Source organism: Achromobacter maghribensis (assembly GCF_057334215.1).
Map to the genome: position 1 here is coordinate 181113 of NZ_JBHFII010000058.1, position 23309 is coordinate 204421.

Sequence of the window (23309 nt, forward strand, 5' to 3'; positions counted from 1 at the left end):
GGATGATCGGTGTCATTCTGGAGAGCTTGCGGGTGTGCAATGCCCTCCGGCTTAGCCGCACTCTAACAACGCGTCTATTTTTCCACAAAGCATAAGGAATAGTAAAAATATAGCGGCAAGTCATAAGGTTACGCACGCCCGGGGCGGTCCGCGCCGGGCGCACTCAATCGGCATGGCGAGGGAGAATGGTGTGGAACAGCAATGGAACAGGCGGGCGTTCATGATGGCGGCGGCGGGCGCGGCGGCGTTTGCCGGGGTGATGCCCGCGCAAGGCGGCAACGGCTTGCGGCTGACGCCGGGCGGGGGCAGCATTACCCAGGTATCGGGCCTGCGCGTGGGCCATTACACCGATACCCGGCGGCCGACCGGCTGCACGGTCATCATCGCCGAGGCCGGCGCCACGGGTGGGGTCGATGTGCGCGGCGCCGCGCCCGGCACCCGCGAGACCGATCTGCTCAATCCCATGAACATGGTGGACAAGGTGCATGCCATCGTGCTGTCGGGTGGCAGCGCGTTCGGCCTGGACGCCGCTACCGGCGTCATGCGCTACCTGGAAGAAAAGAAGATCGGCTTTGATGTGGGCGTGGCGCACGTGCCCATCGTGCCGGCCGCCATCCTGTTCGACCTGGGCGTGGGCGATGCGTCCATCCGGCCCGATGCGGCGGCGGGTTACCAGGCTTGCAAGGCAGCCGCCACCGACGCGCCGCAAGAGGGCAATGTCGGCGCCGGGGCCGGCGCAACGGTGGGTAAGCTGTATGGCGCCAAGCGCGCCATGAAGGGCGGCATCGGCAGCGCGTCGCTGACGGTGGCAGGCGTGACGGTCGGCGCGATCGTGGCCGTGAATGCGGTGGGCGACGTGCTGGACCCCGCCACCGGGCGAATCCTGGCCGGCGCGCGCACCGCCGACGGCAAGCATCTGCTGGACACGCGCGCCGCCATCCTGGCCGGCGACCTGCCCAACGCCATGCGCCCCGGTACCGCCACCACCATCGGCGTGGTCGCCACCGATGCCACCCTGACCAAGGCGCAGGCCCAGAAGATCGCCGGCATGGCCCACGACGGCCTGGCCCGCACCATCAACCCGATCCACACGATGATGGACGGCGACACGATCTTCGCGCTGGGCACCGGCACCCTGGGCAAACCGGGCAACGTGATGCTGCTGGGCGTCATGGCGGCGGAGGCCATGGCGATCGCGGTGCAGCGCGCCATCCTGGCGGCACGCGCGGTGGAAGGCTTTCCCGCCGCTGTCGATTTCATCGCCTGAAGGAATCGCGCCGCCCCGGCGACCCTCCTGACCTCAGGTTGTCACAGGAAGGGAACATCATGGCAGGCACCGGGGTTCCGGTGTCCTGACAGGGGGCTCATTATGTATAAGGGCGAACGATTCAACGGCGCGACCCATCTGGCTGGCCTGGCCCTGGCCGTGGGCGCGTCCGGATGGCTGATCACGCGTGCGGCCGAGCTGAAGGTGGATACGCGGCAGATCATCAGCTGCGCGGTGTTCGCGGCGTCGATGATCGCCGTCTACGCGTCATCGGTGCTGTATCACTGCACCCGCGGCCGCAACAAGGCGCGCTGGGCCAAGGCCGACCACTGCGCCATCTATCTGTTGATTGCCGGCACCTATACCCCGCTGGCGTTCGGGCCGATTGCCCACGGCTGGGGGGCGGCGATGGGCGTGGCGATCTGGCTGCTGGCCGCCGTCGGGATCAGCCGGGAATTGTGGTGGGCGCGCGGCGCGGCGCCCGCCTTGCCGCTGTATCTGGCGATGGGCTGGCTGGGGGTGATGTTCGCCGCCCCGATCGCGGGCGCCTTGTCATCCGCGGGGCTGGTCTGGCTGCTGGCGGGCGCGGCGGCCTATACGATCGGCACGCTGTTCTACGTCAACGACAAGCGCTGGCGCCACGCCCACGGCATCTGGCACCTGTTCGTGATGGGCGGATCGGCCTGCCATTTCGTCACGGTGTTCGGCTTTCTGCGCTACGGCACGCCCGCCTGAGCGTGGCGGGCAGGGCGTCACGCAAGAACGGTGTCATCGCCAACCGGCCAGCGGCAGCATGCCGCCCCGGTCTTTCACTTTCCGCATGACGATATGCGAACACAGGTCGCGTACCCCGGCGATCTTGCTCAGCTTGTCTTCCACGAATTGGGAAAACGCCGACAGGTTGCGGGTGCGCACCGTCAGGATGTAGTTTGAGGCCCCGGTCACGATGCTGGCTTCGGTGATCTCGTCGTGCGCGGCGATGCCGGCCAGGAAGGCTTCGTGCCAGCCAGGGCGGGACTGGTCCAACGACACATGGACGATGGCCTCGAGTTCAAACCCGAGTTTCTCGGCGTCCAGCACCGCGCGATACTGGCGGATCATCCCGCCTTCTTCCAGCGCCCGCACGCGGCGCAGGCAGGCCGACGGCGACAGCGCGACCTGTTCGGCCAGATCCTGATTGCTCAGTTGGCCGTTCTCTTGCAGGCGGTACAGGATGCGCTGATCAATCGCGTCTAGTTGCATGGTGCAATCCAATTCTAAAAATCCGGGTTCTATGCAATTTACTGCGGAATCTTAGGGTAAGCCACGCCCGGATTTGCAATATTTCGGCCCCGGCGCGCTGCTATCCTGTTCGACAGGATATTGCCCGAAGGAGCATTGCATGACTACGCGTGAAGACTGCGTCGCCGCAGACCGGAAAGACCCCCTGGCCGCCCTGAAAGCGCGTTTTGAATTGCCGCCCGGCGTGCTCTACATGGACGGCAATTCCCTGGGCGTGATGCCCAAGGCCGCCGCCGCCCGCGCCGCTGGCGTCATCACGCAGGAATGGGGCACCGGCTTGATCCGCAGCTGGAACACCGCCGGCTGGTTCGAATTGCCCGCCCGCCTGGGCGATAAGCTGGGCAGCCTGCTGGGCGCCCGCGAAGGCGAACTGGTCGTGACCGACACCACGTCGCTGAACATCTTCAAGGCGCTGGCCGCCGGGCTGCGCATCCAGCAGCAAAAGCAGCCGACGCGCCGCGTCATCCTGTCTGAACGCGATAACTTTCCGACCGATCTGTACATGATCCAGGGCATGATCGACCTGCTGCGGCAGGGGTACGAAATGCGCCTGATCGATGACGAGCTGCCGCTGGACAAGGCGCTGGACGATTCCGTCGCCGTGATGCTGCTGTCGCACGTGAACTACCGCAGCGGCCAGATGCACGACATGGCCGCCGTCACCGCCCTGGCGCATGAACGCGGCGCGCTGACCATCTGGGACCTGGCGCATGCCGCCGGCGCGGTGCCGGTGGACCTGAACGGCGCCAACGCCGATTTCGCCGTGGGCTGCACCTATAAGTACCTGAACGGCGGCCCGGGTTCGCCGGCCTTTATCTGGGTGGCGCCGCGCCACACGCAGGATTTCTGGCAGCCCCTGTCCGGCTGGTGGGGCCACACCCGCCCGTTCGACATGGCCGTGGCCTACGAACCCGCCGGCGGCATCCGCCGTTACCTGTGCGGCACGCAGCCCATCGTGTCGCTGTCGCTGGTGGAATGCGGCCTGGACGTGGCCCACGCTGCCGACATGGCCGACGTGCGCCGCAAGTCGCTGGCGCTGGGCGACCTGTTCATCGCGCTGGTCGAAGAACGCTGCGAAGGCCATCCGCTGACGCTCGTCACGCCCCGCCAGCACGCCGACCGCGGCAGCCATGTCAGTTTCCGCCACCCCAATGGCTACGAGGTGATGCAGGCTTTGATCGCGCGCGGCCTGATCGGCGACTATCGCGAACCCGAGGTGCTGCGCTTTGGCCTGACGCCGCTGTATTTCGGCTACGCCGACGTGTGGGACGCGGTGGATATCCTGAAAGACGTGCTGGACAGCCGCGCCTGGGACAAGCCTGAATTCAAGCAGCGGTCCGCCGTGACCTGAACGCCCTGACGCGTTGCCTTATCGCGCGGGCCGGATCGGCCCTACATCCAGAAAAAGAGCGCAGTACAAGGAGGAGACAATGCAAAAACAACAACAGGGCTTCGGCCAGATCACCCAGCGCGAACAAGGCTTGAAGCGGCGCCTGACCTCGGGCCAGATGAGCATGATCGCCATCGGCGGGGCCATCGGCACGGGCTTGTTCCTGGGCAGCAAGTTCGCCATCGGGTTTGCCGGGCCCAGCGTGATCATCAGCTACGCCATTGGCGGGGTGATCACGCTGCTGCTGATGGGCTGCCTGGCCGAAATGACGGTGGCGCATTCCACGTCCGGTTCCTTCGGCGCGTATGCCGAGCATTACGTGGGTCCGCTGGCGGGCTTTCTGGTGCGCTATGCGTACTGGTCGTGCGTGGTGCTGGCGGTGGGCACGGAAGTGACGGCGGTGGCCGAGTACATGAAGTTCTGGTTCCCCGGCGTGCCGGGTTGGCAGTGGGTATGCGTGTTTTCGGCGGCGCTGATCTTGATCAATGCGATGAGCGTCAAGGCCTTCGGCACCATTGAATACTGGTTCTCGACCATCAAGATCACGGCGATCGTGGCCTTCATCATCCTGGGCGCGTATGTGGTCTGGGGGAATCCGCAATACGGCACGGCGCTGTATACCTCGCACGGCGGCTTTTTTCCGAATGGCGTATGGGGCATGTGGGTCGCCGTGGTGATCTCGATCTTCAGCTACCTCAGCGTGGAGATGATCGCGGTGGCCGCTGGCGAAGCCGAGGACCCGGAACGCGCCGTCAAGAAGGCGTTCCGCGCCACCATCGTCCGGCTGGTCGTCTTCTACCTGCTGACGCTGGCGCTGATCCTGGCCATCGTGCCGTGGGACGAAGCCGGCAAGGGCGGCAGCCCGTTCGTGAAAGTGATGCAGGCGCTGCAGATTCCGGGCGCGGCAGGGGTAATCAATTTCATCGTATTGGTGGCGGCATTGTCCGCCATGAACAGCCAGCTCTACATCACGACGCGCATGATGTTCAGCCTGTCTCGCGCCGGGCACGCGCCATCCGCGTTCGGCCGGCTGACCCGCAGCGGCACGCCGCTGAACGCGCTGCTGCTGTCCACCAGCGGGATCGCCATCGCGGCCGTGTTGAACGCGCTGTACCCCGAGACCTCGTTCACGCTGATGATGGCGATTTCGATGTTCGGCGCGTTGTTCACCTGGATGATGATCTTCGTCACGCACTATTTCTTCCGCCGTCGTTGGGCGCGTGAAGGGGGCGCTGCGCTGTCGTTCCGGATGCCGGGCTTTCCGGCGTTGACGCTGCTGGGCGCAGTTGCGATGTTGGCCATTCTGGTGACCACGGCCTTCACCGGCGTGTTCAAGATGACGCTGGCCTTTGGCGTTCCCTTCCTGCTGATTCTGGCCGCGCTGTATTTCCTGCTGTTCAAGAAGCGCGGCGAAACGCTGCTGCTGCAGGCGCGCGACCAGCAAGGGTGACCCGGGCCGCCAACCGCGCCCGGATCATCGCCGGCGCTGCAGTCCGGGTTACCGCTTGGCCTGCCGCCCCGAACCGGACGCGCATTGCCGGATCGCCGCCAGCATGGCGCGGGCGCGGGCAGGCAGCGAACGCGACGCGTACACGGCGTGCATTTGCGGCGCGGCGCCCTGGGCCGAGGTCACGGTATACGCCGGACACACGCGCACCAGGGCGCCACGTTCGATTTCCGGCTGCGCGGCCCAGTCCGCCAGCCGCGCGATCCCCATGCCTTGCAAGACCATCGCCATCAAGCCGCTGCCGCTGCTGACCCGCACGGCGGGTTCGGCGTGCAGGCGCACAATGCGCTGGTCGTCCCGCAGGTGCCAATCCTTCAGCACGCGGGGGCCGGTGTGCATCACCAGGCGATGCGCTTTCAGGTCTTCGGGCTCGCGAGGTAGACCCCTGCGGCGCACGTAGTCCGGGCTGGCGCACAACAGCCGGTCGTAGGGCCACAAGTGCGCGCCCAGCAAGTCGCTGGAAGCCGGGAACCCGCCTCGGATCGCAAAGTCCAGGCCTTCGGCGATGGGGTCGACCCATTTGTCGGTGTACAGGATGTCCATGCTGACGCCGGGATGGGCGTCCGAGTACTGCCGCAGCACGGCGGGCAGCAGCGCCACGCCAAGCAGGTCGGGCGCTGAAAAGCGCACGCGCCCCTGCACGCCGCCCTGCGCGTCTTGAAGGTCGTCTCGCGCTTGCGCTTCCACGCGCAGTAGCTCGCGCGCCGACTGGAAATAGCTTTCGCCCTGCGGCGTCAGCACCACGCTGCTTTTGCTGCGCAACAGCAGCTGCGCGCCCACTTGGCGTTCCAGCGATTGCACGGCCCGGGTAACGGCGCTGGGCGAGGCGCCCAGCGAGCGGGCGGCCAGAACGAAACTCTGGCGTTCGGCCACGGCACAGAACACCTGGTATTCCCATAGCGCGCCTCGTTCCATGCGGATTCTCCATTGCGGTTATCGCAACATGATATTGCAACGCAGTGCCGGGCGCCCGGCCTAGACTGACGGCTTTCCCGCCTTATTTCTCTTCATCATGCCGCAGCCCTTCTATGTGGACCCGCTTTCCGGCGGACGCTATCCGATCACTGATGCGCGCTGGTGCTCCGACGCCCAGACGCCGCTGATGATTTCGCCGTTGCCGGGCATTTCGCGCGACGACATCGATACCCGCGACCGCTCCATCTGGCGCTATCGCGCCGCGTTGCCGCAGGACATTGCAACGCCGGTGTCGATGGGTGAGGGCGGCACGCCGATGGTCGAACGCGCTTGGGGCGGCCTGCGGCCGCATTTCAAACTGGAATGGTTCAACCCCACCTGCAGCTTCAAGGATCGGGGCGCGGCGGTCATGCTGTCGTGGCTGCGCCAGATCGGCATCCCGGCGGTGGCCGAGGACAGCTCGGGCAACGGCGGCGCGGCCATCGCTGCCTTCGGTGCGGCGGCGGGCATGGGCGTGACCATTTTCGCGCCGGCCTATACGTCCATCGCCAAAGTGGCGCAGATCCGCGCATTCGGCGCCGACGTGCGGCTTGTGGAAGGTCCGCGCGAGCATTCGCAGACCGAAGCCATCCGCGCTTCGCAAGACATCTTCTACGCCAGCCACAATTGGCAGCCGTTCTTTTTGCAGGGCACCAAATCGATCGCCTACGAGATGTGGGAAGACTTTGGTTTCCAGGCCCCCGATAACGTCGTGATCCCGGCGGGCGCGGGCAGCAACGTGCTGGGTTGCGCCATCGGCTTCGCCGAATTGCTGGCTGCGGGCCAGATCCGCCGCCTGCCCAGGCTGTTCGTGGCGCAGCCGTTGAATTGCTCGCCGGTGGACGCCAGCTTTCAAGCGGGGCAAGACGAGGCGGTGCCGCGCCAGGTGCTGCCCACCGTCGCTGAAGGCACGGCCATCAAGTATCCGGTGCGCTTGCGCGAGGTGTTGCAGGCGGTGCGGGCCAGTGGCGGACAGACCGTGGCGGTGCCGGAAGCGGACATCGTGGCGGCAGTGAAGCGCCTGGCGCTGTCCGGCCTGTACGCCGAACCCACCAGCGCGACGGCGGCGGCGGCCCTGGACGTACTGCAAGCGCGTGGCGCGATCCAGGCCAGCGAGCGCACGGTCGTGCTGCTGACCGGCACCGGCATCAAGTCCACGCAATTCATGACGGACCTGTATTCGACGGCGTCTTGAATGGGGCGCGGGCGTGTTCGGCATGCCGGCAAGCCCGCGCTGGCCTCAACTGGCTTGGGCCGCTGCGATGCGTTCGTCTGCCGGGTTCAAGGCAGGAGCGCGCGAGAACACGCGCAGACGGTGCCCGTCGGGATCCAGCGCAACGAAGGTGCGCCCGAAGTCCATGTCGGTGGGGGCTTGCAGGATGGGCAGGCCGCGCAGGCTCCATTCACGGTGGCGCTGGTTAACGACGTCGACATCGGCCACGGCGAAGGCCAGTTCGGACGCGCCGCCGCGGCCGGCCGCAGCCGGCTCCACCGTGTAGCGCGACCACAATCCCAGCTTCAGGCCGGAATCCAGCACGAAGAGGGCGAACGTGGGCGAATTCTCGACCGGTTCGCGTTGCAGCAGCGCACTGTAGAACGCGGCGCTGGCCTGGGGCTTTTCGACGTAGAAGAGGACGTAGTTGGTATCGGACATGAGGCGCTCCTGGTGGTTGATGCGCTCATGTTAGGCAGGGGTGCTGTCAGTTTTTGGCAGTAGTGTGCATCAGGCTTTTTTCGGTTCCTGGTGGATCGCGCGCCACTCTTTCAGCAAGGCGTGACGGCGCCGGGGATAGCGGTCGCCGGCAGTCAGCGCGGCGATGCGGTCGGTGCGGAAATGCCGGAAGTCCTGGCGCAGTTCACACCAGGCCATGACCAGCCGCACACTGTCGAAAAAGCCCAACGCGAAGGGCCAGATCACGCGGGCGGAATCCGATCCCTTGTCGTCGCGGTACTGGATCTCCAGTTTCCGCTCGTTGCGGATCGCCTGGCGGATCAGTGCCACGTCCACGCGGTCGATGACCGCGCTGGCGCTGGGAGCGACCAGCAACGGAATGGCGTCCAGCTCGTCGCGCAATTCTTGTGGCAGCACTGCGCCGATTTTGGCCAGGGCATTGCGGGCGGCCAGGCCCAGGCGTTCGTCGGAACGGCCGGCCACCCAGCGCGTGCCCAGCACCAAGGCTTCAATCTCTTCGGTGCTGAACATCAAGGGGGGCAGCATGAAGCCGGGGCGCAGCACGTACCCCACGCCGGGTTCGCCCTCGATCTCGGCGCCCTGGCATTGCAGCGTTGCGATATCGCGGTACAGCGTGCGCAGGCTGATGCCCATTTCGGCGGCCAGCCGGTGGCCGCTGACGGGAAGGCGGTGGCGGCGCAGCGTCTGGAGCAGCTCCAGCAGTCGTTCGGTGCGAGACATGGCGGGGGGAAGGAACCAGATGCGTAATGCTGCCACGAAATGGCAGCATTCGGTCGGCTATTCGGTCGGCTATTCAGTCGACCCTTCAGCCGCCGTGTCAGACCGTCGCGCGTCCGGTTCGCCCGCAGCGGATGGCGCTAGGAGCCGACCTTCTTGCCCGTCGCCACGTCGATCACCGAGCCGTCTTCCAGGCTGACGCGGTAGATCTCGCGCACGACGTTGCCGGCAAAGCCGATTTCAACGATGGAAACGTCTTTGAACGTGGTGTTGATGCCGTCGGGCAGCACGGCATTGAACTTGTCGGACTCTTGCTTCATGGCGTCCTGCAAGCGGGTGTCGTAGATCGCCATGCTGTAGACCAGCGTGGTGTGCGGGTTGTGGGCGCGAACCTCTTTGCCGTCCTGCATGATGTTGACGCCGCTGACGCCCATCGTCTTGACCAGGTTCTTGCCCGCGTCGCTCATCTTGGCGTAGACGGGGCCCGTCACGCGCGGCAGCGGGCCGTCGCGCAACGGGGCCAGCGCGGCGGTCGTGGCGGTGTTGTAGTGCATCATGTCTTCAAAGCCCTGGCCGCTTTTGACGACACCCAGATCCAGCCACCACGGATGGCCGGCGCCCTTGGCGGCTTCCGTCGGGTAGAAGGTCTTCAGCGTGACCTGCAGCGGGGCGGGCGGCTTGGGCAGCGCGCGCAGCATGCGGGCGGGGGTCTCGGGATCGGCGCTGTGGATGTGGACCACGGTGACGTGCGGCATGTTGGGCGTTTCGGCCTCGGTCTTCAGGCCCAGCGCCAGCAGGTCCTGCTTGAGCGTGCCGGTGATCTTGGCGTCCAGGACGGCGTTGACGTCCTGCGGCAGGCGGTACACCACGCCGTAGGTGGCCTTGTGGGCGCGGAACTCGGGCTTATCCAGGGCGCTGTTGTCGATGGGCGCGGCGGCCTGGGCGGCGAACGAGGTGGCGAACAGGCCGAGGGCGGCCAGGTGGAATGCACGTTTGATCATGGGGAATCCCTTGTCGTTGTTGACGTGACCCGCGAGAGTCATCCGCAGTGTGGCCACTGCGGATGTACGGGGTATTGCACCAGTCGAAAGAATCCCGATACCAGTCCCCACTTGGCCGATAGGTGGCGGCGGCGGCCGGTATCCGCGCGGAGCCGGCGGCTGGAGCCAGCGCTAGATCATGAAGACGATGGCCACGATGGCGATGCCCAGCACCAGATTCACGCCGACCCAGCGGCGGATGCCCGCCATGGCCTGGCCGCCTTTCGGCCAATCGCCCCCCGCGCCCGCGGCGGCCAGACGCTTGTAGAGCACAAAACGGATATGGCCGAAGATGGCCATCATCACGATGCCGCCCGATGCCATCAGCGTCCAGCCCAGCGGCATGAAAAACGCGCCGCCCGTGCGCGAGGCCTGGCTGGCCTCCTGGCCGATCATCGACATGCCCGTCAGCAGGATCAACACAATCGCCCACAGCACGGCATTCAGGAAGGGGCCCAGCACCGACGCCATCAGTTTCAGGCGCACCGGCGGTTCCAGTTGCGCGGCCGCCGGCCGCAGGAAACAGTGCGCGAACAGCATGCCGCCGACCCATAGGATCACGGCGATCACATGGATGAACTTCACGACGCTATAGAACATGGGGGCTGCCTGCAAGGGAAGGGCCGCGGAATGCCGCCCGGTCTGTCCCCATCATATCGCCGCAACATAATCTTGCGCGGACTTGACTGGAATCATGGTTTTGCATTTAGAATGAGATTGATTTCTATTTGTACATAGCGTTCTGGGAGCCCGTCGTGCCGAACCCTGTACTCGCTTCAGGCGACGCCGTTCAACTTTTGTACCGCACGCATCATGGATGGCTGCAGGGCTGGCTGCGGGCGAAACTGGGCAATACCTTTGATGCGGCCGACCTGGCCCAGGACACGTTCGTGCGGGTGCTGCGCCACCGCCACGAGCTGGACGCACTGCGCGAACCGCGCGCCTATCTGACCACGATCGCCAAGCGGCTGCTGCTGAACCATCACCGGCGCCGCTCGGTTGAAGACGCCTACCTGGAAGCGCTGGCGCTGATGCCGGAAGCGGTTGCGCCGTCGGCCGAACATCGCCTGATCATCCTGGAAACGCTGCAGGAGATCGATGAAATGCTGTCCGGGCTGTCCCGGCCCGCGCGCCAGGCGTTCCTGCTTGCGCAGCTGGAAGGGCTGAGCCACGGCGAAATTGCCGAACGGCTGAATGTGTCGCTACGGTCCGTCCACCGCTACATCACGCGCGGGTTCGAGCAGTGCATCATGGCGGTGGCGTGAGCGCGCCGGCTGGCGAGCTGCCCGCCGTCGAGCGCAATGTGGCGCGCGAGGCGGCGCGCTGGCTGCTGCGGCTGAGTTCGGGCCGCGCGACCGATGCGGACGTGCATGCCTGCGACCAGTGGCGCGCCAGCAAGGCCGAACATGAATACGCCTGGCAACGTGCGCAGCGCGTGAACCAGCGCTTTGGCCTGATCCCGGCGGCGCTCGGCATGGCGACCCTGAACCGGCCGCAATTGCAGCAGCGGCGCGCGGCGTTGAAGGCGCTGGTGGCCCTGGTGGTGGCGGGCCCCGCCGGGTGGGCCGCGTGGCGCGCAGACCCGCTGGACTGGACGGCGGACTATCGCAGCGGGCCAGGCCAGCGGCGCGACATCACGCTGGCAGACGGCTCCACCTTGCATCTGAACACGGCCAGCGCAGTGGATGTGGCGTTTGACGCCGCGACGCGCCTGGTGCGGCTGCGGTCGGGCGAGATCGCCGTGCATGCGGTGGCGGATGCTTCGCCCGCGTCGCGGCCGTTCGTGGTCCGCACGAGCCTGGGCGATATCGAGGCGATGCCGTCGCGCTTTTGCGTGCGCCAGGACGGCGGGCAATGCCAGATCAGTGTGCAGGAGGGGCAGGTCCGCGTCAGCGGCGGCGCGCATTCCGGCCGCATGCTTAGCCTTGCCGCAGGCCAGCAAGGCCGGCTGACCCAGGACGGCGTGTCCGCGCCGTCGGCCGCCGATCCCCATGCCAGCGACTGGATGCGCGGGGTGCTGTACGCCAACCAATTGCGGCTGGACGCGTTCGCCTCCGAACTGGGGCGGTACCGCTCGGGCGTGCTGCGCTGCGATCCGGCCATCGCGCATCTGCGTATCTCTGGCGCCTTCCAGTTGAACGACACGGACGCCGTACTGGCTGCCTTGCCGGCGACGCTGCCGGTGCAGGTTCGCTACCGCACGGCCTACTGGGTGACGATCGGGCCCCGGGAAGGGGCCGCGTGATTTTCGGCCGTTACAAAATAGTGACGCCCAAGCTGTCCGATTCGCGATTCACGAGGGTCATGGTCTGTATAGGCAAACGAATGCCGATACCCGTTGGATCGAAAGGACGACCATGGCTTATCTTCCCGCCGGCCGCGCAAGCGGCTCCCGAAACGCTCCGGACGCGCAGGTCCGGTTGACCCGCCTGACTTGCGCCGTACATGCAGCCTTGGCCTTCGCCGCCATCGCCGGTGCCATGTTGCCGATAGCCACCGTGCAAGCGCAGGCCTCCGCGCAGGCGTCGGGGCAAGCCGCCGCGCGCAGCTACCGCATCCCGGCCGGCCCCCTTGCCGAGGCATTGCCGCGTTTCGCCGACCGCGCGGGCGTGACGGTGCTGTTCGACGCCGCGCTGGTGGGGCAACGCCGTTCCGGCGGACTGGAGGGCACGTATTCCGTGCGTGATGGCTTCGAGCGGCTGCTGGCCGGCAGCGGGCTGGCGGTGAACGAGCGCAGCGCCGGGGTCTTCGTGTTGCTGGCGGCGCCGCAACCCGGCGTGACGCTGCTGACTCCGGTGCAGGTGGAAGGCGAGAGGGCCGTCGTGACGCCCGCCTGGGAAACCAGCACCGACCGCAAGAAGATGGACGATCTTCAGATCAAGAATTGGAGCGATCTGGGCAAGCGCGCCGAAGCAGGGGTGAACTTCAACCGGACGACAAACAGCATCAACATCCGCGGCCTGGATCAGGACCGCGTGCTGACCCGCGTGGACGGCATCCGCTTGCCGTGGCTGGACGACGGCGCGCGCGGCGTGAAGGGCGGCCTGGAGGCCGTGGACTTCAACAGCCTGTCGCGGCTGGACATCGTGCGCGGCGCCGACGCGACCGGCGGCGGCTCGGGCGCGCTGTCCGCCACCGCCGACCTGTACACGCTGGAACCGTCCGACCTGCTGACCGGCGGCAAGACCTTCGGCGCGCTGGCCAAGACCGACTACGATTCGGCCGACGCCAGTTGGGGCGCCAACGCCGCGCTGGCGGGCCAGATCCACAGCAACACGTTCTGGCTGGTGCAAGCCGGCGTGCGCAACGGGCACGACGTGGACAACCGTGGTGATGTCGGCGGCTACGGCCCCAAGCGCAGCCAGCCCAGCCCCGAAGACTATGACCAACAGAGCTTCCTGATGAAGCTTCAGCAGCGCGTCGAAGGCGGACACCGGTTCGGCCTGACGGGCGAATATTTCAAGCGCCGCGCCGACATCGACAACATGTACGACCAAGGCGCGGGCACCAGCTACCTGTACGGCGAAAACAGCACCAAGAAGGAAACCGAGCGCGAGCGCGTGTCGTTCGATTATTCCTATAAGGCGCCCGGCGAAGGCAGCCTGATCGATACCGCCACTGCGGTCGTCTATTGGCAGCGGATGCGGCTGGACAACTCCCTGGACGGCGTGCGCAGTGTGGATTCGCGCGCCGGCATCATCCCGGGCGATCCGTTCCGCTACGGCTTTCCCAGCGGCCCCTACGGTCGCAGCAACTCCATCCAGCAGACGCTGTTCGGCGTGAACGGCGAACTTACCAAACGGCTGGGCGGCGCCTCGATGTCGCAGCTGTGGACGGTGGGCGGCGAGTGGTATGGCAACAAGACCGAGCAGAACTCCAGCGGGTACGACAATTGCCCCGTGTTGCGCCCGGGCCTGCCTGCGCTGTTCGGTCCGCGTTCGTGCGACATGCTGCACACCAACCAGGCCGACGTGCCGCAATCCAAGGGCAACCAGTGGGCCCTGTGGGTGCAAGACGAATTCAGCTTCGCCGACGGCCGCTATACCGTCATGCCCGCGCTGCGCTACGACCACTATGAACAGAAGCCGCAGTCCAGCGCCAGCTACGAAAGCAATCCCAACGCAGGCGCCTTGCCGCCGTCCAACAGCGGCAGCCGCTTCTCGCCCAAACTGCTGGGCACGTGGAAAGCGGCCGAGCAACTGAGCCTGTACGCCCAGTACGCCTACGGTTTCAAGGCGCCCAGCGCCAGCCAGCTCTACACCAACTACGGTGGCCCCGGAACCTATCTGCGCGTGGGCAATCCCTATCTGAAGCCCGAAACCAGCAAGGGTTGGGAATTGGGCGCCAAGATGGGCAGCGACGACCTGGGCGGTGCGGTATCGTTGTTTGATAATCGTTATCAGAACTTCATCGATGCCAATCAGCCGTTGAACTCGAGCTCGCCGCAGTGGCAGCCGGGTTGGACGGGGCAGTATCCGCTGGGCATCACGGGCAACGTCAACCGTGCGAAGGTCCGCATCTACGGCGCGGAAGCCAGCGCGCATTGGAAGTTCGCGCCGGGCTGGCGCACCTGGGGGTCGGTGGCATGGACCGTGGGCAAGGATGAAGGCACCGGGCAGCATCTGAATTCGGTGGCGCCGTTGAAGGCCATCGTCGGTGTGGGCTACGGTCGCGACGTGTGGGGGGTGGACGCCCTGTTGACCACCGCGCTCAAGCGCGACAAGGTCGAATACCCCGATGGCCCGCCGGCGGCAGCCAATGCCGACTTCCAGGCGCCGGGTTATGGCGTGGTGGATCTGATGGGCTATTGGCGCCCGGCGGCGGTGAAGGGGCTGCAAGTGCAGGCTGGCGTGTTCAACCTGTTCGACAAGAAATACTGGGAGGCCATCAACGTGCCGACCGCGGGGACCCAGGCGCTGCCGCGCACGGTGGATTGGTATACGGAACCGGGCCGCAGCGTGCGCGTGTCGTTGACGTACCAGTATTGATTTCGCGCCACCGCCGGCCGCATGCGGGGCTGGCGGTGGTTTTTCAAGAATGCTCTGCTCTGGCCGGAGGGCCTACGATGACGAACCAAGATTTCAACTCCCGCGCGCAAGCGCTGCGCATCCGCAACGATGAATTGGCGGCCGCGCAACCTGGATTGCGCGCTCGCAACCTTGCCCAGGCGCTGGGCGTCTCCGAAGCGGAATGGGTTGCTGCCGGTTGTGGCGGCGTGAAGGCGACCGCGCTGCACGGCACGCCCCAAGCCATCTTCCGCGAACTCGGCACGCTGGGCGAAGTGATGGCATTGACACGCAACGACTGGTGTGTGCACGAACGCCACGGCGCCTACCTGGACATCCAGGCCGATGGTCCGGTGGGCCTGGTGTTGGGGCCGGACATCGACCTGCGCGTGTTCTTCACCGCCTGGAAGTCGGCCTGGGCGGTCGAGCAGGACGGCCGCCACAGCCTGCAGTTCTTCGACGGCGCCGGCGTGGCCGTGCACAAGGTCTATCGCACCGATGCCACGGACGCCGCCGCCTACGCGGCGCTGGTCGCGACATTCGCGGGCGAACCGCAATGGCCGGAAACCACCGCCTATGCCCCCGCCACCGATGCCCAGCAGGTCGAAGACGCGGCAGGCTGGCGCGAGGCCTGGCTGGCCATGAAGGACACGCATGAATTCTTCCCGCTGCTGCGCAAGTTCAAGGTGACGCGCCTGGCCGCGCTGGCCGCGGCGGGTGAAGACCTGGCGCAGCCCGTGCCGGCGGAATCCGTCGAACGCATGCTGCAATCGGCGGCGGAATCGGGCCTGTCGATCATGTGCTTCGTGGGCAACCGCGGCATGATCCAGATCCATAGCGGCCCCGTGCAGCAGCTGCGCCGCACCGGCCCCTGGTACAACGTGCTGGACCCGAAGTTCAACCTGCACCTGGACACCACCGCCATCGCGTCGGCCTGGGTCGTGAACAAGCCCACGTCCGATGGCTGGGTGACGTCGCTGGAGGTGTATGCGGCCAATGGCGACCTGATCGTGCAGTTCTTCGGCGAACGCAAACCGGGCAAGCCCGAGCTGACCGGCTGGCGCGAATTGATGATCAGCTTGTGCGGCGCGCCCTTGGCCGCCTAAGGATCCGTTGATGAAAAAGTGGCTGGCAATTGCATTGGGCTGGGTCATGGCGGCGGGCGTGCATGCCGCCGAACCCAGCCGCGTCGTGACGCTGGGCGGCAGCGTGACGGAAATCGTCTACGGCCTGGGGCAGGGCGGCCGGCTGGTGGGCGACGACCTGTCCAGCCTGTATCCCGAGGCGGCCACCAAACTGCCGCGCGTGGGCTATTACCGCGCCGTGCCGGTGGAGGGCGTGCTGTCGCTGAAACCCGACCTGGTGCTGGCGTCGGAGCAGGCGGGGCCGCCGGACGCGCTCAAACGCCTGCAGGGCGTGGGCGTGCGGGTCGTGACGGTGTCGGACGCGCCCTCGGTGGATTCACTGAAGGCGCGTATCCGCGGCGTGGCCGACGCGTTGGGCGTGGCGCCGGCCGGCGAACGCATGGTGGACGAGGTCACGCGGGAACTGGCCCGCGCCGAAGCCTTGCCCGCCACGCGCGCCCGGGCGTTGCTGCTTATCAACCGGACCGGGTCGCCACAAGGCGCGGGCCGCGACACGGCCGCCAACGAAGTCATGCATCTGGCGGGGCTGGTCAACGTGCTGCACGATCAGCAAGGCTACAAACCCCTGTCGGCCGAAGCCGTCGGCGCGCTGGCGCCCGACCTGATCGTGGTGACGCAGGCCTCGCTGGATGCGGGCGGCGGCATGGAGGCCTTCCTGCGCCTGCCGGGCATTGCCTCCACGCAGGCCGCAGCCAAGCGGCGGGTGGTGGTGATGGACGACCTGCTGATCCTGGGCATGGGGCCGCGTCTGCCGCTGGCGCTGACTGAACTGAAAAAGGAGGTCGCGGATGTCATGGCGCGTTAGCGCGCCATTGGCATTGGGCCTTTTGACCGCGGCGTTGGTGCTGGCGGCGCTGGCGGCCACCGCCAATGGCGCGGTGGCCATTCCGCTGCGCGAACTGCCTTCCTTGCTATGGGGGGCGGCCACGCCGGAAAACGCCCTGTGGCGCAATGTGCTGATCGACATCCGCCTGCCCCGCGTGCTGTTCGCGATGGTGACGGGGGCGGGCTTGGCGATATCGGGCGCGGCCATGCAGGCGCTGTTCAGGAACCCGCTGGCCGAACCCGGCCTGATCGGTATTTCGGCGGGCGGCGCGCTGGGGGCCGTTGCCGCCATCGTGCTGTTTTCGGGCGGGTTCTGGGTCACGGCGCCGTCGGCGTTCATCGGCAGCCTGCTGGCGACGCTGTGCGCCTATGCGGTCGGCCGCCGGGTGCCGGGCGTGGCGGGCCTGCTGCTGGCCGGCGTGGCCATCACCGCGATGGCGTTCAGTCTGATTGGCGTGCTGACGTTCATCGCCACCGACGCGCAACTGCGCGATCTGACCTTTTGGAACATGGGTAGCCTGGGCGGGGCCAATTGGGCGTTGCTGGCTTTCCTGGGCCCCTGGGTCCTGCTCGTCAGCGTCTGGCTGGTCAGCCAATGGCGCGTCATGAACGCCTTGCTGCTGGGTGAACGCGAGGCCCAGCATCTGGGTTATGCGCTGAAACGCGTGCGGGCCAAGCTGGTGCTGGCCAGCGCGCTGATCGTCGGGCCGCTGGTCGCCGCCACGGGCACCATCGTGTTCGTCGGGCTGGTGGTGCCGCACCTGGTACGCATGACCCTGGGCGCCAACCACCGCTGGCTGCTGCCCGCCACCGTCATCGCGGGCGCGTTGGCGCTGGTGTTGGCGGACTGGGCGGCCCGCACGGTGGTCGTGCCGGCAGAATTGCCGATTGGCCTGGTGACGGGGCTGGTGGGCGGGCCCTTCTTCCTGTGGCTGCTGGCGCGCGGAAGGAGAATTGGATGACCCTTGCCGCACGAAACCTGACGCTGTCCCGCGGGGGCGCGCGCATCCTGACCGAGGTGTCGCTGGACGTCCGGCCGGGCGAAGTCGTGGGCCTGCTGGGCGCCAACGGCGCGGGCAAGTCGACCCTGCTGGGCGCGTTGGCGGCCGAGCTGACCCCCGATTCGGGCCAGGCGTGCCTGGACGGCACCGCGCTTGCCGCGTTGCCGCATCGGCAGCAGGCGCGCCGCCGCGCCGTGTTGCCGCAAAAACCCGGATTGACCTTCGATCTGGATGTGCGTGAAGTCGTCGCCATGGGGGCCTATCCGTTTCCCGAATTGCCGCCCGGCCAGGTGGACGCCTGGGTGACGCAGGCGCTGGAGCTGGCCGACGTGGCGCATCTGGACGGGCGCCGCTATCCCGAACTCTCCGGCGGCGAACAGCAGCGCGTGCAATTCGCGCGGGTGCTGGTGCAATGCCATGCGGCGCGAGCCCCGGGCGAAGCGCGCTACCTGCTGCTGGACGAGCCTACGGCCAGCCTGGACCCGAAGCATCAGGCCGACCTGCTGCGCCGCGCCTGGGAACTGGCGCATGCCGGCAATACGGGCGTACTGGTGATCCTGCACGACATGAATCTGGCGGCGCGCTGGTGTGACCGCCTGCTGCTGCTTAGTGGTGGCCGAGGCATCGCGGTGGGCACGCCCGGCCAGGTGCTGACGCCGGCCAACCTGTATCTGGCCTACGGCATCGACGCCCAGGTGATTGCGCACCCGCTTCAGCCCGGGCGGCTGCTGGTGCTGACGGCTTGAGCACGACACGGGCCGCGCGGGGTCGGTAAAATAGCGAATACCTAGGTATTCGCCCATTTCACCCATTACTCAACAGGACCCGTGTCATGCCTACTTTTGACGTCGTCTCCGAAGTCGACAAACACGAACTCACCAACGCCATCGACCAGGCGAACCGCGAACTTTCCACCCGTTTCGACTTCAAGGGCACCGATGCCAAGTTCGAACTGGAGGGCTTCGTCGTGACCCAGGTTGCCTCCAGCGCATTCCAGTTGAAGCAGATGCTCGACATCCTGCGTGGCCGCCTGTCCGCCCGCGGCATCGACGTGCGTTGCCTGGATGTGGCCGACCCCTTGGAAAACCTGGGCGGCGCGCGCCAGAAGGTGACCATCAAGCAGGGCATCGAGCAGCCGGTGGCCAAGAAGCTGATCGCCGCCATCAAGAACGCCAAGCTGAAGGTGGAATCCCAGATCAACGGCGACAAGCTGCGCATCACCGGAAAAAAACGTGACGACCTTCAAACGGCCATCGCGCTACTGAAGAAGACCGACGTCGACCTGCCCCTGCAGTTCGAGAACTTTCGCGATTGATGCCGCCGGCTCATGGGTCATTCCACGGAGCTGCAACTCGTTGTTGAACTCGCGCGCGCCGGCGGCATGTCGGCCGCCGCGCGGGAACTGGATGTCACGCCGGCCGCCGTCAGCAAGCGGCTGGCGCAAATCGAAGCGCGCCTGGGCGTGCGCCTGTTCAACCGCAGCACGCGGCGCCTGAGCCTCACGGCCGAAGGCGAGGTCTACCTGGAAAGCGCCCGCCGTATCCTGGGCGAGATCGAAGACCTGGATACGCTGATCGCCAGCCGCCAGGCCAGCCCCCGCGGCCTATTGAAAGTCAACGCGCCGCTGGGCTTCGGCCGCAGCTACATCGCGCCCGCCATCGCGGAATTCGCCGCAAAATACCCCGACGTATCGCTGCAGCTGCAGCTGACGGACAGCCCCGCCGACTTCGTGCAGGATGCGTTCGACGTCGCCGTGCGCTTCGGCGACCTGCCCGACACCCGCCTGATTGCCCGCAAGATCGCGCCCAACCGGCGCCTGGTCTGCGCGTCTCCCGCTTACCTGAAAGCGCACGGCACCCCGGCCATCCCGCACGACCTGACGCGGCACCAGTGCATCGTGTTGCGGCAGAACGAGGCCACCTACGGATTGTGGCGGTTCACCAAGGGCCGCCGCAGCGAAACCGTGAAGGTGCGCGGCAATCTCAGCAGTAACGACGGCGAAGTGACGCTGACGTGGGGCCTGGCCGGCCTGGGCATCCTGCAACGCGCGGAATGGGACCTGGCCCGCTATCTGCGCAGCGGCCGGCTGGTGCGCGTGTTGGAAGACTACGCCTTGCCCCAAGCGGACATCTACGCGGTGTTTCCGGAACGGCATCACCTGTCGGCCAAGGTCCGCGTGTTCGTGGATTTCCTGGTGGGTTATTTCCAGAAGGGATCGGAAAATAGCTGGTGACGCACGCAACGGCGTGCAAGCCGCAAGGGCGGCTGCCCGTGCCGGCAGATCAGGCGGCAGCCCGTTTCGCGCCGCGCAGCGATGACGGATTGACGCCGAACTGCTTGCGGAACGCGGCCGTGAAATGGCTGGCATTGCTGTAACCGAGATCCGCCGCGACGTGCGCCACCGATAAGCGGCCACGCAGCAACAGCGCCTGTGCCTGGCGCATGCGTTCGGACTGGAAATAGGTATACACACTGCATCCGTATTGGCGGCGGAACGCCCGCACCAATGTCGGCACGCTCACGCCCGCGTCATCGGCCAGCGCGGCCAGGCTGGGCGCCCGGCTCAGATCGGCCAGAAGATGTTCGTGCACGCGCGCCATCCGCTGTTGGGCGCTGGCCGACAGGCCGGTCAAGGGCCGCGAGCATGATTCCAGGAACAGACTCACCAGCATCAATGCCTGGGCTTGCATCCAAAGCCCGTGACGGCTTGCCGAGCCTTTGCCGGAAAGGGTCTGCGCCAACAGATGCGCCGTGCTTTGCAGTTCGGCGCCGCCATGGCCGTGCAGGAAGCAGGCGGACGAGGCCAGCCCGCTCGCCAGGCTGCCGTCCACATCGTGGGTCCAGCGCTTGAGGACATCCGGCCGGACCATGACGGTCACGTTGTCCAGCCGGCCTTCCTGGCAGTAATGCCCGCGCCGTCCGGGGCCGTAGCTGATGCTGCCCATGCCTTCGCTTACGGCGAATTCCCGGCCGCCTTCCCAACGCTCGAAGTGGCAGGCGGCGCGGCCGTTCATGCGGCTGTTGAAGCTGAAGTGGACGTAATCGCTGTCGTCCTGCAAGGGAATGTCCAGCGTTTCGTTGAAGGCGCTGCGCCAATAGACCAGTTGCGCGCCTTCCTGCAGCGGCACGCGGGTGATGTGGCAGATGCTGCCGGGGCCAAGACGCAACACCGACGTGTCGGTGACAACGCGGGACAGCGGGATCATGCCGGAACTCATGGCGGTTCGCACCAGATAAGGTGATCCGATCGGGGGAGTTGATCCGATTCGGGTGGAAACACAAATGGAAATCATTATCATCCATTTGTGTTGACCCTGCAAATACGGCCCGGCCAGCCGTATCCGACCCGAATCCCCCGATCATCCTGAAAGGCCCCCAATGCGATTCCCTGCCTTGCCGGCGCTCTCCCTGCCCACGCTGGCGCTGTCTATTGTCCTGCCCGTCCACGCCCAGCCGGTTGGCGAGGCGGCGGCCTTGCCCGCCATCACCGTGCATGCGCGCGGCACCGGCGAGACCGATAAAGACCTGCCGTACACCGTCAATGTCATGGACGGCGTCACGCTTGAAGAGCGCCGCATGCTCAATGTGGAGCAGGTGCTGCGGGCCACGCCTGGCGTGAACGTCAATTCCTCCGGCGGCGCCAACGTATCCACGATTTATATCCGTGGCGTCGGCGCGCTCTATCCCATGAGCATGGACGACAGCTCGGTGGCGTTGAACGTCGACGGCAGCCCCCTCTCGACGCGCCACATCTCCATCGGAACGCTGGACGTCGATCAGATCGAGGTGCTGAAAGGGCCGCAAGGCACGCTGTTCGGCGGCATGGGCGAGGCCGGCGCCGTCAACCTGACCACGCGCCGCCCCACCCGTGAGTGGGAAGGCTACGCCCGCGCCGAGTATGGCCAAGAGCGCCAGTTCCTGACCGAGGCGGCTGTCGGCGGTCCGCTGACCGACAAGCTTGCGGGCCGCTTCGCGATACGCGCGGGCGGCTCCGACCACTGGATCGAAAACGCCCGCAACGACCGGCCGCTTTCCAAGCCGCGCGACGTGGCCTTTCGGGGCAGCCTGCTTTTGGACATCACCGCGCGCACCAGCGCGTTGGTCTCGGCCGAACGCCATCAGATCCGGCACCTGGGCGAGCAACTGGTGTTGATGCCCTACGGCCGGCCCCCGACGGTGGATATGGACCCGTCGTTGCTGGACGACGCGAAGAAAACCGTCGAACGCTACACCCTTCAGGCCGATCATCGTTTCGACGGCGCCAAGCTGACGGCGACATCCGCCTACACCGATAGCTACAACATCGGCCCCGTGGTCTACGACCGCCGTCTGCAAACCGCCATGGGGCGCGGTTCCAGCGAGTTCTGGAACGTCGACGAAGCCCGTGAACATCTGTTCACCCAGGATCTACGCCTGGCCTCGCTGCCTGGCGCCGACGTCTTCTGGGTGACGGGATTGTCGTATTCCCACGCCACGCGCTCCTACGACACGCCGCGCAATACCTACGGCGAGGCCAGCGCCAAGTACCGCGATTTCGACACGGACCGGTATGGCGTCTATGGAGAAATGACCTATCCCATCGCCGAGCAGTGGAAGCTGACCACAGGGCTGCGTCAGTCATGGGTGAAGAAGACATATGCCGGCGAGTACCACGGCGGGGGCAGCGTCCAGACAGACCACCGCAAGCTCGACGACAGTTTCACCACCGGCCGCATCGCGCTTGCGTATGCGCTCACGTCCGAAACGACGGTGTATGGCAGTTATGGCCGCGGCTACAACCCGGCCGGCTTCAACGACTATGCCGCGCAGCCGGCGGACAGCGCGCCGTATAAAGCCGCCGAAACCAACTCCTATGAACTCGGCTTCAAGTTTCTGAGCGCCGACGGACGCTACGGCTTGAATGGGTCCGTCTATTTGAACCAGGTGCGCAACAACCACTTGCTGTCGTATGACTCGGCAACGTATGTCGTCAGCGCGCTCAACGCCGACACGCGCAGCAAGGGGGCGGAGCTTCAGGGCAACGTCCGGCTCGACAACGGCCTGGGCTTCACGGCGGGCTTGAGCTACATCGACGCCAAGATCATGACAACCGTGTCAGGCATTGGCGATGGCGACGTGCAAGCCGGCAACCGCGTGCCGGACGTCTCGCGCTGGAGCGGCACGCTGGGCGTTACGTACCGCCGCGCCATGCCCGCCTTCATGGGGCTGTCGGCGCCGGTGCTGAATGCCCGGCTGGACTACCAGTATGTCGGCAAGCGCGCCGCCGACCCGCAGAACCACTTTGATCTGGACGACTACCACTTGCTGAATGCCCGCTTGGGGCTGGCCAACGGGCGCGCCGAATACTACGTCTGGGGCAGCAATCTGTTGAACCAGCAGTATGACCTTTATGGGTATTTCGCGCCGCCCAGCGTGGCCTATGGCGTACCCGCCCGCGGCCGCACGCTGGGCGTCGGCGTGTCGTACACCTTCTGACCCTGGAG

Annotated in this window: 22 protein-coding genes; 15 read left to right on the forward strand and 7 right to left on the reverse strand. The window is 66.4% G+C overall.

Going from position 1 to position 23309, the window contains the following annotated elements:
* The first annotated feature begins 172 nt into the window (after positions 1–172).
* Together ACE039_RS25680 and trhA are read left to right on the forward strand one after the other, a co-directional pair.
* Entirely contained in the window at positions 173–1267 is a 1095-nt protein-coding gene (locus ACE039_RS25680; RefSeq protein ID WP_199196865.1) for a P1 family peptidase, read from the forward strand.
* Positions 1268–1369: 102 nt separating this feature from the next.
* Positions 1370–2002 (forward strand): PAQR family membrane homeostasis protein TrhA, encoded by a 633-nt coding sequence (gene trhA / locus ACE039_RS25685; RefSeq protein WP_485823674.1) that lies wholly within the window; start codon positions 1370–1372, stop codon positions 2000–2002.
* 33 nt (positions 2003–2035) lie between these two features.
* On the opposite strand, the gene ACE039_RS25690 is transcribed toward trhA, so the two are convergent.
* The gene (locus ACE039_RS25690) at positions 2036–2509 is read right to left on the reverse strand and encodes an Lrp/AsnC family transcriptional regulator (protein ID WP_105558314.1); all 474 of its coding nucleotides are present in this window, start codon (positions 2507–2509) and stop codon (positions 2036–2038) included.
* A 139-nt stretch (positions 2510–2648) separates the two neighbouring features.
* Here ACE039_RS25690 and kynU point away from each other — a divergent pair, with 139 nt between their 5' ends.
* Positions 2649–3899, forward strand: coding sequence for a kynureninase (gene kynU, locus ACE039_RS25695; protein WP_485823675.1), 1251 nt, complete (start codon positions 2649–2651; stop codon positions 3897–3899).
* Between the two features lie 79 nt (positions 3900–3978).
* Positions 3979–5388 carry an amino acid permease gene (locus ACE039_RS25700; RefSeq protein ID WP_485823676.1) on the forward strand — a complete coding sequence of 470 codons (1410 nt, stop codon included), beginning with the start codon at positions 3979–3981 and terminating at the stop codon, positions 5386–5388.
* A 48-nt stretch (positions 5389–5436) separates the two neighbouring features.
* Here ACE039_RS25700 and ACE039_RS25705 read toward each other — a convergent pair whose 3' ends face one another.
* Positions 5437–6360: a LysR family transcriptional regulator gene (locus ACE039_RS25705; protein WP_485823677.1), complete on the reverse strand. Its 924-nt coding sequence runs from the start codon at positions 6358–6360 to the stop codon at positions 5437–5439.
* 97 nt (positions 6361–6457) lie between these two features.
* Between ACE039_RS25705 and ACE039_RS25710 the strand changes: the two genes are divergently transcribed.
* Positions 6458–7594, forward strand: a complete 1137-nt coding sequence (locus ACE039_RS25710) for a threonine synthase (RefSeq protein ID WP_485823678.1) — start codon at positions 6458–6460, stop codon at positions 7592–7594.
* Positions 7595–7639: 45 nt separating this feature from the next.
* Here ACE039_RS25710 and ACE039_RS25715 read toward each other — a convergent pair whose 3' ends face one another.
* From ACE039_RS25715 to ACE039_RS25730, 4 genes are all read right to left on the reverse strand, one after another.
* The gene (locus tag ACE039_RS25715) at positions 7640–8053 is read right to left on the reverse strand and encodes a VOC family protein (protein WP_310031121.1); all 414 of its coding nucleotides are present in this window, start codon (positions 8051–8053) and stop codon (positions 7640–7642) included.
* A gap of 69 nt (positions 8054–8122) precedes the next feature.
* Positions 8123–8812, reverse strand: a complete 690-nt coding sequence (locus tag ACE039_RS25720; RefSeq protein ID WP_485823679.1) for a helix-turn-helix transcriptional regulator — start codon at positions 8810–8812, stop codon at positions 8123–8125.
* A 137-nt stretch (positions 8813–8949) separates the two neighbouring features.
* The gene (locus tag ACE039_RS25725) at positions 8950–9810 is read right to left on the reverse strand and encodes a hypothetical protein (RefSeq protein WP_448709525.1); all 861 of its coding nucleotides are present in this window, start codon (positions 9808–9810) and stop codon (positions 8950–8952) included.
* A gap of 171 nt (positions 9811–9981) precedes the next feature.
* Positions 9982–10449, reverse strand: a complete 468-nt coding sequence (locus ACE039_RS25730) for a CopD family protein (protein ID WP_485823680.1) — start codon at positions 10447–10449, stop codon at positions 9982–9984.
* A gap of 155 nt (positions 10450–10604) precedes the next feature.
* On the opposite strand from ACE039_RS25730, the gene ACE039_RS25735 reads away from it, so the two are divergent.
* From ACE039_RS25735 to ACE039_RS25775, 9 genes are all read left to right on the forward strand, one after another.
* The gene (locus ACE039_RS25735; RefSeq protein WP_105558323.1) at positions 10605–11114 is read left to right on the forward strand and encodes a sigma-70 family RNA polymerase sigma factor; all 510 of its coding nucleotides are present in this window, start codon (positions 10605–10607) and stop codon (positions 11112–11114) included.
* Positions 11111–12094: a FecR domain-containing protein gene (locus ACE039_RS25740; protein ID WP_485823681.1), complete on the forward strand. Its 984-nt coding sequence runs from the start codon at positions 11111–11113 to the stop codon at positions 12092–12094. Before ACE039_RS25735 ends, ACE039_RS25740 begins: the two co-directional genes overlap by 4 nt.
* A gap of 112 nt (positions 12095–12206) precedes the next feature.
* Entirely contained in the window at positions 12207–14837 is a 2631-nt protein-coding gene (locus tag ACE039_RS25745) for a TonB-dependent receptor (RefSeq protein WP_485823682.1), read from the forward strand.
* 77 nt (positions 14838–14914) lie between these two features.
* Positions 14915–15961 carry a hemin-degrading factor gene (locus tag ACE039_RS25750; RefSeq protein ID WP_332009162.1) on the forward strand — a complete coding sequence of 349 codons (1047 nt, stop codon included), beginning with the start codon at positions 14915–14917 and terminating at the stop codon, positions 15959–15961.
* 10 nt (positions 15962–15971) lie between these two features.
* Complete coding sequence (locus ACE039_RS25755; protein WP_105558327.1) at positions 15972–16805, forward strand: heme/hemin ABC transporter substrate-binding protein; 834 nt, start codon at positions 15972–15974, stop codon at positions 16803–16805.
* A complete protein-coding gene (locus tag ACE039_RS25760) occupies positions 16789–17787 on the forward strand; it encodes a FecCD family ABC transporter permease (RefSeq protein ID WP_199196866.1) in 999 nt (332 codons plus the stop codon). The genes ACE039_RS25755 and ACE039_RS25760 overlap by 17 nt, the downstream gene beginning before the upstream one ends.
* Positions 17784–18572: a heme ABC transporter ATP-binding protein gene (locus ACE039_RS25765; RefSeq protein WP_448709532.1), complete on the forward strand. Its 789-nt coding sequence runs from the start codon at positions 17784–17786 to the stop codon at positions 18570–18572. The genes ACE039_RS25760 and ACE039_RS25765 overlap by 4 nt, the downstream gene beginning before the upstream one ends.
* A gap of 86 nt (positions 18573–18658) precedes the next feature.
* Positions 18659–19141, forward strand: coding sequence for a YajQ family cyclic di-GMP-binding protein (locus ACE039_RS25770; protein WP_006222631.1), 483 nt, complete (start codon positions 18659–18661; stop codon positions 19139–19141).
* 12 nt (positions 19142–19153) lie between these two features.
* Positions 19154–20059, forward strand: a complete 906-nt coding sequence (locus tag ACE039_RS25775; protein WP_105558329.1) for a LysR family transcriptional regulator — start codon at positions 19154–19156, stop codon at positions 20057–20059.
* A 49-nt stretch (positions 20060–20108) separates the two neighbouring features.
* Here ACE039_RS25775 and ACE039_RS25780 read toward each other — a convergent pair whose 3' ends face one another.
* Entirely contained in the window at positions 20109–21032 is a 924-nt protein-coding gene (locus tag ACE039_RS25780) for a helix-turn-helix transcriptional regulator (RefSeq protein ID WP_485823683.1), read from the reverse strand.
* Between the two features lie 172 nt (positions 21033–21204).
* On the opposite strand from ACE039_RS25780, the gene ACE039_RS25785 reads away from it, so the two are divergent.
* The gene (locus ACE039_RS25785) at positions 21205–23301 is read left to right on the forward strand and encodes a TonB-dependent receptor (protein ID WP_485823684.1); all 2097 of its coding nucleotides are present in this window, start codon (positions 21205–21207) and stop codon (positions 23299–23301) included.
* Positions 23302–23309 lie beyond the last annotated feature (8 nt).